Origin of the sequence: Smaragdicoccus niigatensis DSM 44881 = NBRC 103563, assembly GCF_000380645.1 — a bacterium.
In the GTDB taxonomy this organism is placed as follows: Bacteria; Actinomycetota; Actinomycetes; order Mycobacteriales; family Mycobacteriaceae; genus Smaragdicoccus; species Smaragdicoccus niigatensis.
The window spans coordinates 186553-202633 of the sequence record NZ_AQXZ01000014.1 but is presented as its reverse complement, the minus strand read 5'-3'; the positions used below and the strand labels follow the sequence as shown (position 1 = coordinate 202633).

Here is a 16081-nt window from a genome sequence, read left to right as displayed (position 1 = left end):
CTAGGTGGTCTGCCCAAGCACGGCACCTCTCCGTAACTTCGATCTTGACCTGGAAGCGCCGGGTCACGATGCACCTGAAGTTCGAGAGTGAGTGGGACGCAATGAAGTTGCGGTACGGGGCCGGGACGATGCTGTTTCTGGCGGGGATCGCCGGATGCGGTGCGCATGACGACGGCGCCGCTGGCCCGGCCCCGTCCACGGTGGCCCCACCAGCGGCGACGTCTTCACACGCGACCTCGACTCAGTCAGCACCGCAGCCATTGACCGTGGATGCGGGCCGGTTCGAACACCTGCCGGGGACGTACGGCTGGGTCTCGCCTTCGCGGAACATCAGCTGTGGAATCCAGCTGCACAGTGGCTATACGACATTCGGCTGTCAGGCACAACAGGCGCCGATACCGGCCGTCCACGGCAACCACGATCAGATGAACAGCGATGGACCCGAGCACGATCCCTGCATGTGGCCGACCCCGTCACCGGGCGTGATCTTCGAGGACGGGGTCCCGCGGCACATCTGCTACCACCAGGGCACGTTCATCATGGAATCCGCCGTCGAGGACCGGAGCATCCTCCAGTACGGCGAAACCATCCGGGTGGGCGACATGTCATGCACCTCCGAAAAGGCCGGAATGACGTGCTACCAGGGCGATCGCGGATTCTTCCTGTCGCGGGAAGAGGTGAAGATCTACTGAGCTAGGCGTATTCGTAGAACCCTCGGCCGGACTTCCGACCGAGGCGACCAGCCGCGATCATGCGCTTGAGCAGCGCCGGAGAGGCGTACTGATCGCGCTTGAACTCGTCGAAGAGCGAGTTGGCGATCGCATCGATAACGTCCAGACCGATGAGGTCCGCGAGCGCCAGCGGACCCATCGGGTGGCCGGCGCCGAACTTCATGCCGTTGTCGATATCTTCTTTGCTCGCGAATCCCTGCTCGAACATCCGGATCGCTTCGATGACCTGGCCGACGAGCAAGAAGTTGACGATGAATCCCGAGCGGTCACCGGTGAGAATCGGGTGCTTGCCGAGCCGCTCGGCGTGTGCCTTCGCGATCTCGACGGTCTCCGGGCTGGTGTCCAGCGCGACGACAACCTCGACGAGCTTCATCGCCGGGACCGGCCCGAAGAAGTGGATGCCGACGATGCGGCCCGGGTTCTTCACCGCGCCCGCGAGCTCGGCAATCGGGATCGATGAGGTGTTGGTGCCGATGACGACGTCCGGGGTGACGATCTCATCCAGTTCCCCAAGCACAGACTTCTTGAGGTCAGGGCTCTCGGGCACCGCCTCGAGGATGAGGTCGCAGTTGGCGACGTCGCTGAGTTCGGAGGTGAACGTGATGCGGCCCAGGATCTCGTCGCGCTTGGCTGCATCGATCCGGCCGCGCTTGACCTGCCCGTTCAGCGACGTCTCGATCCGCTGCTTCGCGCCGTCGAGGAACTGTGCAAGGTCTCGGACGACGACGCGCAAGCCGGCCGCTGCGTTCACCTCGGCGATTCCCATACCCATGTATCCGCCGCCGATCACGCCGACCGTCTTCACCTCGTGTCGCATCGCTGAAAACCCCTCTTTAACCACCCAGATCTGACATTTCGCACGATACAGCCGTACTGTGCCGGACGGTTAATGAGTGAGGTCAGGCTCACGCCGTAGTCGGCCGGGTCTTGCCAACTTAGAGACCGATCTGTTTCTATGTTCGTATGACGTACGACACAGTCATCAACCACGGCCGTTGGTTCGATGGCACCGGTGCACCCTCGGGCTACCGGCATCTCGGTATCCGCGGCGGCAAGGTGACTGCCGTCTCGTTCGAACCGCTGGACGAAGCCGGCGCGAACGTGATCGACGCCGAAGGCAAGTGGGTGCTGCCGGGCCTCCTCGACATCCACACCCACTACGACGTCGAGGTGCTGAACGGACCCGGCCTGTCCGAGTCGGTCCGCCATGGCGTCACCACCGTGATGATCGGCTCGTGCTCGCTGTCGACGGTGCACGTTGATCCCGAGGGCGCGGGAGATCTATTCGGACGCGTCGAGGCGATCCCGCGCGACCATGTGATCGCCGCGCTGAAACACTCCAAAGATTGGTCGAGCGCGCGTGAGTTTGTGGCCGCTCTTGATCGATTGCCCTTGGGCCCCAACGTGTTCGCGCTCATCGGCCACTCTGATATCCGAACCGCCGTCATGGGTCTGGACCGCGCGACTCGTAAGAACGAGAAGCCCACCGAAGCGGAACAGGCTCGGATGGAAGAGATGCTGACCGAGGCGCTGGACGCCGGTTTCGCCGGCATGTCGGCTCAGCAACTGCTCTTCGACAAGGTCGACGGAGATGTGGCCCGGTCGCGCACTCTGCCGTCGACGTACGCCAAGCAGCGGGAGTACTCCAAGCTCAACACGGTCTTGCGCAACCGCGGCCGCGTCTTGCAGGCCGGGCCCGACCCGACGTCACCACTGAAGACGGCCCGCTTCATCGCATCGACCGTCGGTTGGCGCCGCAAGAAGCTGAAGATGAGCCTGCTCTCGGCTGCCGACCTCAAGGCCGTGCCGTTTCTGGTGCACGCCTTCGGTCCACTCGGCAGGATCCTGAACAAACTCGGCGGCGACTTCCGATGGCAGCACTTGCCGGTGCCATTCGAGGTGTACGCCGACGGCATCGATCTCGTGATCTTCGAGGAACTCGGCGCAGGCGCGGAGGCCCTTCACCTGCGCACTCAGGTCGAGCGCAACGAATTGCTGAAAGACGAGGCCTACCGCCGCCGCTTCCGGAAGGAGTACGACCGCAACCTCACCCCCAGGGTGTGGCACCGCGACTTCTTCGACGCGGAGATCGTCGACAGCCCCGATGCAAGCGTCATCGGCAAGACGTTCGGAGCAGTCGGCGACGAACGCGGCGTTCATCCGGTCGATGCCTATCTCGACATGGTGGTCGAGCACGGTACGAAACTGCGTTGGCGCACAACGATTTCGAACCACCGACCCAAGTACCTCGACAAGCTCGCCACCGAACCAGCCGTCCAGATCGGCTTCTCCGATGCCGGCGCGCACCTTCGCAACATGGCGTTCTACAACATGGGCTTGCGCATGCTGCGCCGTGTTCATGACGCCGAACGCGCTGGACAGCCGTTCATGACTCTCGAGCATGCAGTGCACCGGCTCACCGGCGAGCTTGCGGACTGGTACGGCGTGGATGCCGGACATCTGCGCGAAGGCGATCGGGCCGACCTCGTGGTGATCGACCCACGGCACCTCAATGCGACGCTGGACGAGTACCACGAGGAAGAGGTCAGCCAGTACGGCGGTTTGAGCCGAATGGTCAACCGCAACGACGCCGCCGTGTCCGCGGTTTTCGTTGCCGGGCAGCAGGTGATCGCCGACGGTCGGCCGACCGAGACACTCGGTACCGAACGCACCGGACGGTTCCTCCGTGCGGCCGAGCAGGCCACCGCGTGAGCGATCGCCGCACGCAGGCGGAACGCCGGACAAAGAGCATCGGTCAGCTCATCGACGCAACGATCGACGCGATTGCCGACGTTGGCTACCACCGGACATCGCTGAACGAAATCTGTTCTCGTGCAGGGATTTCCCGTGGCGGTCTATTCCGTCACTTCGATTCCCGACTCGATCTCGTGGTGGCCGCTGCCGAGGAGGTCGGCCGTCGTCACGCGGCGCGATTCTCCGCACTCCGGGAAGCCGGCGCGATCGTCGACGCGGCCGACGCCGTTCGATTCGCGCGCGATGAGATCCGCGACCGAATCAACACCGTGTGGTTTGAGCTGCTGGTCGCGGCACGGACGGAACCCGAACTGCGCGAACGGCTCGCACCCGTTGCCGAGGCGCTGCTCAGCGAGCTCGAGGTGCTTGGTCTACAGATCGCCGATCAGTACCGTGTCGACCCCGCGCTCGCGCGGCTGGTCGGTACCTCGCTGATCCATATGTTCGACGGCGAAGCCATCTTCCGGGCCACGTACCCACGGCCAGACCTGGAGCAGGACCGAATGGACACGCTGATCTCAATTGCCGGGAAGCTGCCACGGCAACCAAGAACCTAGTAAATTCGGGCATGACCGCGCGAGTGGCTGACCTATGGACGGGAACTCGTACCGAGCCTGAAGCGGACGATGGAGACGACGATGTTTCGTTCACGGAAACCCGACCCAGCAGAAGATCTCCGGTGCTCCGAAGAGGTCCGTCACCAGTACGACCACTGCCCCGGACCGGCCGACGAGTTGCACGATCCGCCTACGGTGATCGCGCGCCACGTCCCGCATCCAAAGGACCCCGCATCCGAATTGCATCGGTGGGTAAGCGACCGCCTTCCGTTTCGGAACGTGGTCGATTACCTACGTCAGCCACGCTCCACGACGCGGGACTAGAGGCCCTGGGCCCGCTTACCCGTACGGCCGCTCCACGACGCCATTCGCGAGCATGAGGTTGTAGCCCGCCCGGTGGTTGTCATATGACGACGGGTAGTGCTCCGGCATGTGAATCGAGTACATGAGAACGTTGCCGTGCTGCTTGTCGCACACGATGTCCCCGTAGTTGCAGTTCATGACGGTGCCGGGCGGCATCGCCCTGAGGTCGGCGACGCTTCCCGGCCCTCCGTTGATCACAAACTTCGCGTTGCCCCGGTAGCCACGGCCGAAGTGCTTCGCGGCGTTCTCCGCGCGGACCGCGCCGATCGAGTGCCCGACCACAGTCGTCCGAGTGTCTTTGCAGTGGCGGTCCAGGTACGCGACGGACCCGATCAGGTCCTCAGCCGAGGTCTCGTCTCCATTGAGGCGCACCGCCGGCGGGCAGTGCGGGTTCGCCGGACCGGGAAGACCGGGCGGGTGATACTGACACGCCCCAATTCCCGCGTCGTGGCACAGCAGGATCGCTTCGCCTCCATAGTCCCGCGCAAACGCGGGCGCGGGCGCGATCAGCTGCCCGAGAGTCACGGCGCCGACGACACCGCCGACCACGCCGCCCCAGAGTCGACGTCGCGCTTGCGAGCGGTGATGCGATGGGGCAGCTTGGGAACGAGCGGTCATAACGTTCCTCCTCGGCGAGATGTCACACTTCATTAGAGGTCGCAGAAGCGGCACCCATCGCCGGTGTTGCCGATTCGATATGTTCGGCCAAGATCCTGTAGTAATCGTGTATTGCGTTGCAGTTCAACAATATTGGCCACAATGTAGGCGACTCCGTAACCGCGCCGACGTGCAATTGTTAGGCGAAACTCCGCGGCGGTGGTTTGAAAAGAGCGCAGTGCGGACCGCGATGCCATATGTCACAGACCCTTGCCCATCCAGGACCGCGGACGAGACCCTGGACAGGCTGTCTAACAAACCAGGAGAAGTCGTGGCAGAAGTATCGATTGCGCTGCGCAACCTCTGGGCGCTGTCGTTCGGCGACGGCGTAGAGCCGCGCGAGCCAACACCGTCGACCACGGTGTACGACGAGCCGCACCGGCACTTGCGTCGCTACCAGTCCGAGGTTCCGGCGACCGGCAAACCGGTTCTGCTGGTGCCGCCACTGGCCGTCACCATCGCGTGTTACGACCTTCGTCCAGGTCAGAGCCTGGTCCGGTTCCTGCTCGACGCGGGTCGCCCGGTGTACGTGATCGACTACGGCGAGATCACCTACAGCGACCGCCACCTCGGTTTCGAGGAGTGGACCGAGGACATCGTTCCCGCCGCCATTCGTCGCGTATCCGAGGAGCACGACGGCGAGACCGTCGACGTCATCGGCTGGTCCTTCGGCGGAACGATCAGCGTGCTGACCGCCGCTTCGCATCCCGAATTGCCGATTTCCTCGGTGACCGCCGTCGGAACGCCCTTTGACCAGCGACGCAACCCGGGATCGACGGTTCCCCGCGTGATCGGGCAGGTCACCGGCGGTCGCGAGGTCGTCGTGCCCACTCGCCTTCTCGGTGGAATCCCGAAGTACCTGGTGCGTGCGGGCTTCCGCGTGCAAGCATTCGACCGCGAGATCAAGAAGCCGCTCTTCATCGCGCGCAACCTCACCGACACCGAAGCCCTCGCCCGCATGCAGTCCGTCGATCGCTTCATGGCCGAGATGCCCGGTTACCCGGGACGGTTCTATCGGCAGGTCTGGCGTTCGTTGATGGTGCGCAACGAGATGTGGACGGGCACGGTCCGCCTTGCGCCCGGTACAACAATCGAGCTGTCGAACCTGCGCTGTCCGGTTCTGCTGCTCGGCAGCCGTCGTGACGTGTTGGCCCCGGCGGGATCGGTCGCGGCCGGTGTGGAAGTGCTCACCGGAGCGGCGTCCGCCCGGTTCGTCGAAGTGCCCGGCAGCCATCTCGGCATGATCGCCGGCCCGCAGGCACGCGAGACCAGCTGGGTGGCCATCACCGAATTTCATGCCGAAGCGAGTCTCGTGCGCGTTTGACCGCGTAATCCGTCGCATCAAAGTCCCGCGTGACGCGAGGGTTTGTCAAAGTACGTTAAGAGTCGCAAATGTTTGCCCGTGCACCTGCAAGCAGTCCACCACCCGGCCCTGAACGCGGTGTCGACGATCTCCCCTTTACCCGGCGGAGTCCTCCTGCGAGTGTGCTCGTCCATGGTCCATGGGAGAATGAATGCGGTGCTGTTCCGAACCGGGACAGCGCGCAATCAAAATAAGGGAGTCCCCAGCATGGCGCAGGGCACAGTGAAGTGGTTCAACGGCGAAAAAGGCTTCGGGTTCATCACCCCAGACGACGGCGGGCAGGACCTCTTCGTCCACTTCTCCGCAATCGCCAGCAGTGGATACAAGTCTTTAGATGAGGGCCAACGGGTCAGCTTTGAGGTCGGGCAGGGCCAGAAGGGCCCACAAGCCCAGAATGTGACGCCGGTCTAGAACGCTTGGTTCCGACTCAGACGTCGAACCCGAAAAAAACCGTCCGTGCCTGTTCCCAGGTCCGGGCGGTTTTTGTATGAACACACGTGAATACGAATCCCGACCTTGAGCCCGAGATCGCCCATCGCACCTTCGCGACGCAGGGACCGTGCCTCTTGATTCGTCGCATCGCAACCCGCGCTGATTGCGCAACGCGGGTTGCGACGCTTCCTGCCTACCGCGTGACTAACCCCGAGCCATGTCGACGAAACGCGAGAGGTGGAGCTGGTGGGCGACCGTGATGGTCGCGGTCGGGCCGGCACGGTGCTTGCCCAGGATGATGTCGGCTTCGCCGGCGCGCGGGTCGTCCCGTTCGGTCGCGTCCGGCCGGTGCAGCAGGATGACCATGTCGGCGTCCTGCTCGAGCGAACCGGACTCACGAAGGTCGGAGACCTGCGGCTTCTTGTCGTTGCGCTTCTCCGAGTCACGGTTCAGCTGCGAGATCGCGATGACCGGAACCTCGAGCTCCTTCGCGAGCAGCTTGAGGCTTCGCGAGAACTCCGAGACTTCCTGCTGACGGGACTCGACCTTCTTGCCGGACGTCATCAGCTGGAGGTAGTCGACGACGATGAGCTTCAGGTCGTGTTTCTGCTTCAGACGGCGGGCCTTCGCGCGGATCTCCATCATCGTCATGTTCGGAGAGTCGTCGACGAACAGCGGCGCCTCGGAGATCTCGCTCATGCGGCGGGCCAGACGCGTCCAGTCGTCGTCGCTCATGCGCCCGGCACGCATGTCACCGAGCTTGACCTTCGCCTCGGCGGACAGCAGACGCATGACGACCTCGGTGCGGCCCATTTCGAGCGAGAACAAGACGGAGGCCATCTTGTGCTTGATCGAGCAGGAACGCATGAAATCCATTCCTAGCGTTGACTTTCCAACACCAGGTCGCGCCGCGATGATGATCATCTGCCCCGGATGCAGGCCATTGGTGACCTCGTCGAACTCTGTGAAGCCGGTCGGGATACCGCGCGAGACACCGCCGCGCGAGGCGATGGAGTCGATCTCGTCCATGGTCGGCTGCAGCAGCTCTTCAAGCGCGATGAAGTCTTCGGTGCTGCGGCGCTCGGACACGTCGTAGATCTCGGCAGACGCACGGTCCACGACGTCGGCGACGTCCTGGCCGTCCGCGCCTGCGTAGCCGTACTGGACGATGCGGGTGCCGGCCTCGACAAGCTTCCGCAGGATCGCCTTGTCGGCGACGATCTTCGCGTAGAAGCCGGCGTTGGCGGCGGTCGGAACGGTCTGGGTGAGCGTCAGCAGATAGGGCGCACCGCCGATGCGGCGAAGTTCTCCGCGCCGGTCCAGCTCGGCGGCCACGGTGATCGGGTCAGCGGGCTCACCACGACCGTAGAGGTCCAGGATTGAGTCGTAGATCGACGAGTGAGCCGGTCGGTAGAAGTCCTGCGACCGGATCTGCTCGATGACGTCAGCGATCGCGTCCTTGCTGAGCAGCATGCCGCCCAGGACCGACTGCTCGGCGGCCAGGTCTTGCGGGGGCTGTCGACCGAATTCCTCGCTGGCTGGCGGCTCCTCCGGGTTTCGCTCGAAGCGTCCGCGCCCACGCTCGTCGACAACCGACATATACCGACCGTCCTCTCGCCTCAACAACCAAAGTGCCCGCTTGGGACCCACTCGTTGTACCGCCGACCACTGACAAGTTGGCCTTCGATAACCGAGTCAGAACCGTGACCGGACGAACTTATGAGCAATGAGAATTAGTGCCAAATCGGACTGTGCATAACGTTGGGGATTGCCTGTGCACGCCGCGCGAACACTTTGTGCACCTCTTGTGGATAACCTGAGGATAACTGTTCATGAAACGGTCGTTCTCGCAGGTAGACCGGCTGCTCAGAGTTCAAACACATGTGGATTCTTTTTCTTCGGCGTGTCTCGACAGCCGTGCCAGCCGGGCGTGTTGTGTGACCTGGGCCACCTAGCACAGGCCCTCCGCGAGCCGCAATCGAAACGAAATCAGGCCCAGTGGAAAGTTTCCACTGGGCCTGATTTTGAACGATGAATCGTTATGCCGAAACGACCTGCAGGTCGAAGCTGACCGCCACGTCCGGGTGGAGCGCAACGCCCACCTTGTGCTTGCCGGTCGACTTGATGTGCGCCTTCGGCAGCTCGATAGAGCGCTTGTCGACGACCGGGCCACCGGCTGCCTTGAGGGCAGCAGCGACGTCAGCCTGCGACACCGAACCGAACAGCTTGCCGCCGCCGGCGGACTTGACCGAGATCGAGATGGTCTCGATGGCCTCGATCGCAGCCTTCAGCTCCTTGGCGTGGTCGAGGTCGCGGACGCGACGCGCTTCCTGAGCGCGACGGATGCCCTCGACCTGCTTCTCCGCACCACGGCTCGCGAGAATCGCGAGGCCACGGGGCAGCAGGTAGTTACGGCCGTAGCCGTCCTTGACCTCAACGGTGTCGCCAGGCGCACCGAGGTTGTCAACATCAGCGGTAAGGATGAGCTTCATGTGTCAACCCCTCCTTAGCGTGTGGTCGAGACGTAAGGCAGCAGAGCGACCTCACGCGAGTTCTTGACCGCGATCGCGATGTCACGCTGGTGCTGGACGCAGTTTCCAGTCACGCGACGTGCGCGGATCTTGCCCCGGTCGCTGATGAACTTACGAAGGAGCGCAGTGTCCTTGTAGTCGATCGGGTGCTTGTTACCGGTCTTCTTTTCCTTGCAGAAGGCGCAAGCCTTCTTCTTCACGACCTTTTCGCGCGCTGGCGCTTTAGGCATGGTGAGTCTCCATCTGGGATTGTCTGAACGCTCTCAGCGATCAGAAGGGGGGTTCATCGTCTGCTTGCGAGCCGTACGACGCCGCCGGGGCGCTGCCCCACGGGTCGTCAGCTGGGCCCTGGTTTCCACGGCCTCCACCTCCACCGGAGTTGGAGCCGTACCCGCCACCGCCACCGGCACCGCCGCCACCGCGGCCGGCCTTGTTGACCTTGGCCGTGGCGTACTTCAGCGAGGGGCCGACCTCATCGACTTCGAGCTCCACGACAGTGCGCTTCTCGCCTTCGCGAGTCTCGTACGACCGCTGCTTGAGGCGACCGGTCACAATGACGCGGCTACCGCGGGTCAAGCTCTCGGCCACGTTCTCCGCGGCCTCGCGCCAGACGTTGCAGCGCATGAACAGCGCCTCGCCGTCTTTCCATTCATTGGAATTACGGTCGAAGTTCCGCGGAGTCGCGGCCACGGTGAAGTTGGCCACCGCAGCACCCGCGGGGGTAAAGCGCAGTTCAGGATCGGCAGTGAGATTGCCGATGATCGTGATTATCGTTTCGCCAGCCATGTAGGTTGCTCCTCGCTTTAAGCCAATGACGCGGAGGGTCTGAAGTCCGTCCCTGCGAACCTACGCTGCAGGTCCGACAGGTCCAAGGCTCACTTGTCGCGCCGGAGCACCTTTGTGCGAAGAACGCTCTCGTTCAGGTTCAACTGACGGTCGAGCTCCTTCACGGAGTCCGGGTTCGCGCTGAGCTCGAGGACGGCATAGATGCCCTCGGCGTTCTTTGCGATTTCGTAGGCGAGACGACGCCTACCCCAGATGTCGACCTTGTCGACCTTGCCACCATCCTGACGGATCACGTTGAGGAACGTGTCCAGGGACGGAGCCACGGTACGCTCGTCGAGCTTCGGGTCGAGAATGACCATCATTTCGTAAGGACGCACGGGACTACATCACCTCCTCTGGTCTAATCGGCCACGGACTTCCCGTGGCAGGAGAGTCGCCTGCGTCGGCAACCTGACCAGGCTACCGGACATCAAGCCTGCAGCCCTAATTGCCCCTAGGGTGGAACCCATGCGCACTGAACTGCACAGCAAACGCCTTGCAGCAGTCGTACTTCTGATGTGTGCGCTGACCCTTTTCGCCGGCTACCTGAACAAGGCCAGATGTGCGGAAGGCGCCGTCCGGCCCGACGGCCGAACCGTCGTTTTCGACCAGATCAAGGACAAGGACGTCTGCTACTCGGACATCCAGCTCCTGTGGCTCGGCCGAGACATCAACAACCACGTCTTCCCTTACCTCTCGGGCAGCACCACGCCGGACGGCGCGATGGTGGGCGGCAGCGTCGAATACCCGGTCTTGTCCGGTGTCCTCATGTGGATGGGCGCCTATTACGCCACCACGGACGGCGAGTTCCTCAAGTACTCGGCTCTGCTCATGGCGCCGTTCGCGCTGCTCACCGCCTGGATGCTGGGCCGATTATCCGGACGGGCCGCATTCTGGTGGGCAATCGGGCCACCGCTGGTTCTGTACGCATTCCACAACTGGGAACTGCCGGTCGTCCTTACCTCAGTTGCGGCGATCTACCTCGTCATGGCGACGAACTTCTCGCTGCGAACCCGCGGAGTGCTCGGCGCCGTCATGCTCGCGTTGGGCTTCTGCCTCAAGATCTATCCCGGCGCCTTCGTCCTGCCCTTGATGATCTACATCCTGACGGGCGGGCGGGACGGGAAGGAACTCGACCGCCGCGCTTATCGCGGATTCGACATCGTCGGCGCCGCACAGGCCGGCTTCGCCGCGGCGGTCACGGTGGTCGTCGTCAATGTCCCGTTCATCCTCGGCAATTACGAGGGTTGGGCAGCGTCGTTCATTTTCCAGCGCAATCGCACGGCGGACATCACCACGAACTCGATCTGGTACTGGGGTTACCACGCGATCTACGACGCCGCCGCCACCGATGACAAGGCGTACCAAGACCTCGTCAGCACGCTCTCGCCGCTGCTGATCCTCATGTCGTTTGCGCTGGCCGCGGGCTGGGGTTTCCGCCGATACCTCCAAAACGGGACGTTCAACTGGATCGGCGTCAGCGGCGCGATGCTGTGCAGCTTCATGCTGCTCCACAAGGTCTACTCACCGCAGTACGCGCTGTGGCTCATGCCGTTCCTCGTGCTGATCGCGGTGCCGTGGCCCATCGTGGTCGCCTACATCGCCGCGAACGCGTGCGTCGGGATCGGCATCTTCCGCTACTTCTACGCGCTGTCGCACGGCATCAACCCACTGGCCGAGGAACGCATCGTGCAGGTCGGCGTATGGAGCCAGTCGGTGCTGCTCGTCTACTTCTTCGTGACTTTCCTGTGGGCGAAGTCCCGGATATCCGTGGCACCGTCGAGCACACCGCCCACTGGGTCATCGACTCCGGACCGTCTGACCAAGTCCTCGCTCGGCCGGTAGATCTGCCGAACGATCAACACGCAGAGGGCTACGACCGCCAAGTCGCGAATGATGACCGTGCCGGTGAACCACTGCTCGGGCAGTCCCTTGTGGTCAGTGCCCAGGTAGTAGTACATCCGGGGCGCCCACACGAATGCATCGATCGCCATCCAGACCAGCAGGATCCGTCGATGTGGGAGCGCGAGCACCGCCAGTGGAACCAGCCACAGCGAGTACTGCGGGCTCCACACCTTGTTGGTCAGCAGGAAGCCCGCGACGATGAGGAAGCACAGCTGGGCGACCCGCGGTCGGCGCGGTGCCGCCACGGCCAAGTACGCGACGCCGACACACACCAGCGCGAACAGTCCGAGTGACACCAGGTTCAGCACCACTGGCGTCTCGCGCGACGCGAGAGGTCCGTCCAGGCCCGGCCAGCGCGTGAACGACGTGATGACGTTGTAGATCGAATCCGGATCCTGGTGACGAGAACTGTTGAGGCGGAAGAACTCCCACCAGCCGTTCGGGTAGAGCAGCGCGATGGGCAGATTGATCGCCACCCATGTCCCGACCGCCGCGGCCGCGGTGTTCACCCACGTGCGGACGTTTCCCGTACGCAGACACAACGCCAGAAGCGGCAACAGGAAGAACAGCGGATACAGCTTCGCCGCCCCGCCGACACCCAGCAGGACACCGGCGAGGACCGGCCGTTTTCGTGCCCACGCGAGCAGACCTGCCGCCGCGAACGCGGTCGCCAACGCATCGAAATTTGTGAACACATGGACCACGACCAGCGGTGAACAGGCCGCGAGTGCCGCGTCCCACACCCGCCGGCCGGCCAGCATCGTGGTCGCCCACATGGTCACGAGCCACGCCAGTGCGAGCCCGACCGCCACGACGTTGAAGTAGATGACCACTTGCAACGCCTGCGGAAGCCAGTTGGACGCGTCCCACGCCTTCGCGATCCGCATCGACAGGTACTGATACAGGCCCGTGACGACCGGATACTCCATGTACCGCATGTGCTGGGAGCCGTCGGAGTCGACTTCGGACCAGGATGCCTTGTACGGGAACTCGCCGAGATTGAGTCGCTCGGCACCGTAGAGCGGAATCGTGTCCGAGTAACACATCGCGACGTACTGCCGGCTGCCACCCCAGTCGAGGTTCAGCTCGCCATACGGACCGTTGTCGATCTGCTGGATGCACGCGGCCTTGCCGAACCAGCCCAAGGACAGGAACACGATCGACAGAACCAGGATCACGCGCAGGGGCGTGAAGAACCTGGCTCTGCCGATCACGGCATGGTCGCCAACCGGACCACCGACGAGTGCCGACCACGAGGAAGCTAGTACGTCGTTGCGGCTCGGCAGATCTCGATCCGCTTCCCGACGATCGGCGCTCAGTTCGGCAGGTGCAGTCACCTGCGCCACGTTACCGCCGACGGATCCCGAACGGTCCGGCTGTCGTCGTGGTGGTATCGCCCGGAACCGACGTGTCCGTCGCGCCAGGGTTACTCGACGGTGCCGCGGAGCTGGTGGCCGTGACGTCCCGGCAGACGAAGCCGGTGCAGACGCGTGTCGTGTCCGCGGCCTTCGAGGTGGTCGGGCCCGAGTAGTCCGGAACACCGGCCACACCGTTGATCGGCGCAGGCGTCGGGAAGCTCTCGATATCGGTGCCCTCGAGAGCGCCGTCCATCGTGTACTTCCAGATGTCCGACGGGAGCGTCGAACCCCAGATCGAGCCACCCCACGAGTTCAGCGCGGCCTTCGCGTCGAAGGAACCGACCCACACCGCGGTCGCGAGCGACGGGGTGTAGCCGACCATCCAGCCGTCCTTGTTCTGGCCGGTGTCGCCGTACTGGGCGGTACCGGTCTTGGCAGCCGAGGGACGGCCACCGGCAAGCTGGTGGTTGTTCGAGTAGGCGGCGATCGGGCGCAGGGCCGCGGTCACGTTGTCCGCGACGGCCGCGCTGACCTCACGGTCACCCTTGGGCGTCTTGCGATCGAGCAGAACCGCACCATCGGCGGTCGTGACCTTCTGGACGAAGTACGGCTTGTGGTAGACACCCGATGCCGCGAACGTCGCGTAGCCGGAGGCCATGTCGAGCGGGCGGGTCTGGTACTGGCCCAGGATGACACCGATCTGCGTGCCCGAGCCGTCCTGCTCCTCGAGGGTCTTCTTGATACCCGGCAGCGAACTCGCCACACCAACGCGGTGCGCCATGTCCTTGACCTTGTTCGGTCCGTCGTCGAGCGCAAGCTCCATGCGCACGAAGCTCGTGTTGAGCGACCGCTTCGTGGCCTCAGCGATCGTGCAGACACCGCAGGAGGCGCCTTCACTGTTATTGATCGTCACGCCGTAGATCGAGAGCGGCGAGCTGTCGTACATCGTGGCGAGCGACTTGCCGGCCTCGAGGTTGGCCGCGAGACCGTAGGTCTTGAACGACGAACCGGTCTGCAGCGCGGCCTGGGCCCAGTCGAGACCGGCTCCCTTGTCGCCGCCGTAGTAGGCGCGAACCGCACCCGTCCGCGGGTCGATCGACACGACCGCGGCGCGGAGGTTCGACGGCTGACCGTCGAGAGTCTGCTTCACGCCCTGCTCAGCGGCCTCCTGGGCTGGTGCGCTGATCGTCGAGACGATCTGCAAGCCCTCGGTGTTGAGCTGCTGCTCGGTGATGCCGTTGTCGTTGAGCTCCTTGATGATCTGCGCCTTGAGCAGGCCCTTCGGGCCGGCATCCTCGGCCGGGTTCGGCAGGTCCTTGATCTTGACGAAGTCGGTCGGATAGACCTCTTTTGCGCGCTCGGCGGCGGGCAGGTTGCCCATCGAGACCATGCCGTCGAGAACGTAATTCCAACGATTCTTGGCACCGGTCGGATTCGTCTCCGGGTCCAAGGCCGTGGGCAGCTGGATCGACGCTGCGAGCACCGCGCCTTCGGCGACGGTCAGCTTCTCGACCGGCTTGTTGAAGTAGGCCTTCGAGGCGGCGGCGATGCCGTAGGCACCACGACCGAAGTAGATCGTGTTCAGGTACGCCGCGAGGATGTCGTCCTTGCTCCACTCGCGCGCCATCTTCGTGGAGACGACGAGTTCGTGCATCTTGCGGAAGATCGTGCGGTCAGAGCCGACGAGTGCGTTCTTCACGTACTGCTGCGTGATCGTCGAACCACCGCCCGCGCTCTCCCGACCGAGCAGGTGGTCGCGCAGGGCGCGTGCGAAACCGGAGACCGAGAATCCCGCGTTCGTGTAGAACGTGCGGTCCTCGGCCGCGAGCACGGCCTCCTGCACCTGCTTGGGAACCTGGTTCAACTGAACGCTGGTGCGGTTGCCCTCCGGCGGAATGACCCGCGTGATGATGGTCTTTCCGTCATCGCCGAAGATCGTCGCGACCTGATTGGTCTTGATGTCGTTCGGACTCGGCACCGAGACGATCAGGTAGCTGAGAACGAACGTGACGACCGGCAGCACGATGAGGACGACCGCGGCGATGACGAGCCATTTCCTCCACTTCCGTTTCGGTGCGGCGGGACCGGAAGCAGATGCGTCCGGGGCGCTGTTCTCAGTGCTCACAGGTGCTTTCTCCTGATCGTCGTTGACTAGTCGGTCGCCGCACGGCGGTTGGGGGGTTCAGTCTTGGCGGTTCGGGTCCGGCGCGCTTTCGGCACCGGAATCGCACCCATCACGTAGGACTGCACGAGGTGGTTCCAGCTGCAGGTCCGGCACACCTCGACGACGTGCACCGAGAACTCATCCCGGGTCGTCGCGAGCTGTTGGAGTTCCGCGTTGGTTCGAGCCGAGCCCGAGACAGGTCCCAAGGTCTCGCCATAGACCCAGGAAACTAGAGTCAGCTGCTCTTTGCGGCAGATCGGGCAGAGAACTTCGCTGGGCCGACCGTGAAACTTCGCCGCCCGCAACAGATACGGACTAGCGTCGCAAACTTCGCTCACTCCGACCCGGCCTGCGTACACCGCAGCGAGGAGGGACCTGCGCTGAAGCGCAAAGTCCACAATCTGTCGCTGGAGTCGCACCTGTTCAATGTACGACGCGACG

At 63.7% G+C, this 16081-nt stretch carries 16 protein-coding genes; 6 read left to right on the top strand and 10 right to left on the bottom strand.

What is annotated here, in order from left to right; all coding sequences use genetic code 11:
• The first annotated feature begins 44 nt into the window (after positions 1-44).
• Positions 45-692 carry a hypothetical protein gene (locus tag F600_RS30230; protein ID WP_018160071.1) on the top strand — a complete coding sequence of 216 codons (648 nt, stop codon included), beginning with the start codon at positions 45-47 and terminating at the stop codon, positions 690-692.
• 1 nt (position 693) lies between these two features.
• Here the strand turns inward: F600_RS30230 and F600_RS0107940 are convergent, their stop codons facing one another.
• Positions 694-1548, bottom strand: a complete 855-nt coding sequence (locus tag F600_RS0107940; protein WP_018160070.1) for a 3-hydroxybutyryl-CoA dehydrogenase — start codon at positions 1546-1548, stop codon at positions 694-696.
• 146 nt (positions 1549-1694) lie between these two features.
• Here F600_RS0107940 and F600_RS0107935 point away from each other — a divergent pair, with 146 nt between their 5' ends.
• Together F600_RS0107935 and F600_RS0107930 are read left to right on the top strand one after the other, a co-directional pair.
• On the top strand, positions 1695-3443 hold the full coding sequence (locus tag F600_RS0107935; protein ID WP_018160069.1) for an N-acyl-D-amino-acid deacylase family protein: 1749 nt from the start codon (positions 1695-1697) through the stop codon (positions 3441-3443).
• Positions 3440-4042, top strand: a complete 603-nt coding sequence (locus F600_RS0107930; RefSeq protein ID WP_018160068.1) for a TetR/AcrR family transcriptional regulator — start codon at positions 3440-3442, stop codon at positions 4040-4042. Before F600_RS0107935 ends, F600_RS0107930 begins: the two co-directional genes overlap by 4 nt.
• A gap of 339 nt (positions 4043-4381) precedes the next feature.
• On the opposite strand, the gene F600_RS0107920 is transcribed toward F600_RS0107930, so the two are convergent.
• Complete coding sequence (locus F600_RS0107920; RefSeq protein ID WP_156024472.1) at positions 4382-5023, bottom strand: hypothetical protein; 642 nt, start codon at positions 5021-5023, stop codon at positions 4382-4384.
• Positions 5024-5333: 310 nt separating this feature from the next.
• Here F600_RS0107920 and F600_RS0107915 point away from each other — a divergent pair, with 310 nt between their 5' ends.
• Together F600_RS0107915 and cspE are read left to right on the top strand one after the other, a co-directional pair.
• The gene (locus F600_RS0107915) at positions 5334-6386 is read left to right on the top strand and encodes an alpha/beta fold hydrolase (protein WP_018160065.1); all 1053 of its coding nucleotides are present in this window, start codon (positions 5334-5336) and stop codon (positions 6384-6386) included.
• A 246-nt stretch (positions 6387-6632) separates the two neighbouring features.
• Positions 6633-6836, top strand: coding sequence for a transcription antiterminator/RNA stability regulator CspE (cspE, locus tag F600_RS0107910; RefSeq protein WP_018160064.1), 204 nt, complete (start codon positions 6633-6635; stop codon positions 6834-6836).
• A 225-nt stretch (positions 6837-7061) separates the two neighbouring features.
• On the opposite strand, the gene dnaB is transcribed toward cspE, so the two are convergent.
• From dnaB to rpsF, 5 genes are all read right to left on the bottom strand, one after another.
• A complete protein-coding gene (gene dnaB / locus F600_RS0107905) occupies positions 7062-8456 on the bottom strand; it encodes a replicative DNA helicase (RefSeq protein WP_018160063.1) in 1395 nt (464 codons plus the stop codon).
• Between the two features lie 440 nt (positions 8457-8896).
• The gene (rplI, locus tag F600_RS0107900; RefSeq protein ID WP_018160062.1) at positions 8897-9349 is read right to left on the bottom strand and encodes a 50S ribosomal protein L9; all 453 of its coding nucleotides are present in this window, start codon (positions 9347-9349) and stop codon (positions 8897-8899) included.
• A 14-nt stretch (positions 9350-9363) separates the two neighbouring features.
• Entirely contained in the window at positions 9364-9618 is a 255-nt protein-coding gene (rpsR, locus tag F600_RS0107895; RefSeq protein ID WP_018160061.1) for a 30S ribosomal protein S18, read from the bottom strand.
• Between the two features lie 40 nt (positions 9619-9658).
• Positions 9659-10174 carry a single-stranded DNA-binding protein gene (locus tag F600_RS0107890; RefSeq protein WP_018160060.1) on the bottom strand — a complete coding sequence of 172 codons (516 nt, stop codon included), beginning with the start codon at positions 10172-10174 and terminating at the stop codon, positions 9659-9661.
• Between the two features lie 89 nt (positions 10175-10263).
• Complete coding sequence (gene rpsF, locus F600_RS0107885; protein WP_026306295.1) at positions 10264-10551, bottom strand: 30S ribosomal protein S6; 288 nt, start codon at positions 10549-10551, stop codon at positions 10264-10266.
• 130 nt (positions 10552-10681) lie between these two features.
• Between rpsF and F600_RS31115 the strand changes: the two genes are divergently transcribed.
• Positions 10682-12058, top strand: a complete 1377-nt coding sequence (locus F600_RS31115; RefSeq protein WP_018160058.1) for a glycosyltransferase 87 family protein — start codon at positions 10682-10684, stop codon at positions 12056-12058.
• On the opposite strand, the gene F600_RS0107875 is transcribed toward F600_RS31115, so the two are convergent.
• The 3 genes from F600_RS0107875 to F600_RS0107865 are packed head-to-tail and all read right to left on the bottom strand — an operon-like array spanning position 11941 to position 16059.
• Complete coding sequence (locus F600_RS0107875) at positions 11941-13455, bottom strand: glycosyltransferase family 87 protein (RefSeq protein WP_081628776.1); 1515 nt, start codon at positions 13453-13455, stop codon at positions 11941-11943. The genes F600_RS31115 and F600_RS0107875 overlap by 118 nt on opposite strands.
• A gap of 10 nt (positions 13456-13465) precedes the next feature.
• Positions 13466-15601, bottom strand: a complete 2136-nt coding sequence (locus tag F600_RS27425; protein WP_018160054.1) for a transglycosylase domain-containing protein — start codon at positions 15599-15601, stop codon at positions 13466-13468.
• Between the two features lie 26 nt (positions 15602-15627).
• Positions 15628-16059 (bottom strand): DUF5318 domain-containing protein, encoded by a 432-nt coding sequence (locus F600_RS0107865; protein WP_018160053.1) that lies wholly within the window; start codon positions 16057-16059, stop codon positions 15628-15630.
• Positions 16060-16081 lie beyond the last annotated feature (22 nt).

Bases quoted from the DNA above. Each gene is read 5' to 3' on its own strand.
- F600_RS0107940 (WP_018160070.1), bottom strand. From the start codon at position 1,548: ATGCGACACGAGGTGAAGACGGTCGGCGTGATCGGCGGCGGATACATG.
- F600_RS0107935 (WP_018160069.1), top strand. From the start codon at position 1,695: ATGACGTACGACACAGTCATCAACCACGGCCGTTGGTTCGATGGCACC.
- F600_RS0107920 (WP_156024472.1), bottom strand. From the start codon at position 5,023: ATGACCGCTCGTTCCCAAGCTGCCCCATCGCATCACCGCTCGCAAGCG.
- cspE (WP_018160064.1), top strand. From the start codon at position 6,633: ATGGCGCAGGGCACAGTGAAGTGGTTCAACGGCGAAAAAGGCTTCGGG.
- dnaB (WP_018160063.1), bottom strand. From the start codon at position 8,456: ATGTCGGTTGTCGACGAGCGTGGGCGCGGACGCTTCGAGCGAAACCCG.
- rplI (WP_018160062.1), bottom strand. From the start codon at position 9,349: ATGAAGCTCATCCTTACCGCTGATGTTGACAACCTCGGTGCGCCTGGC.
- rpsR (WP_018160061.1), bottom strand. From the start codon at position 9,618: ATGCCTAAAGCGCCAGCGCGCGAAAAGGTCGTGAAGAAGAAGGCTTGC.
- F600_RS0107890 (WP_018160060.1), bottom strand. From the start codon at position 10,174: ATGGCTGGCGAAACGATAATCACGATCATCGGCAATCTCACTGCCGAT.
- F600_RS31115 (WP_018160058.1), top strand. From the start codon at position 10,682: ATGCGCACTGAACTGCACAGCAAACGCCTTGCAGCAGTCGTACTTCTG.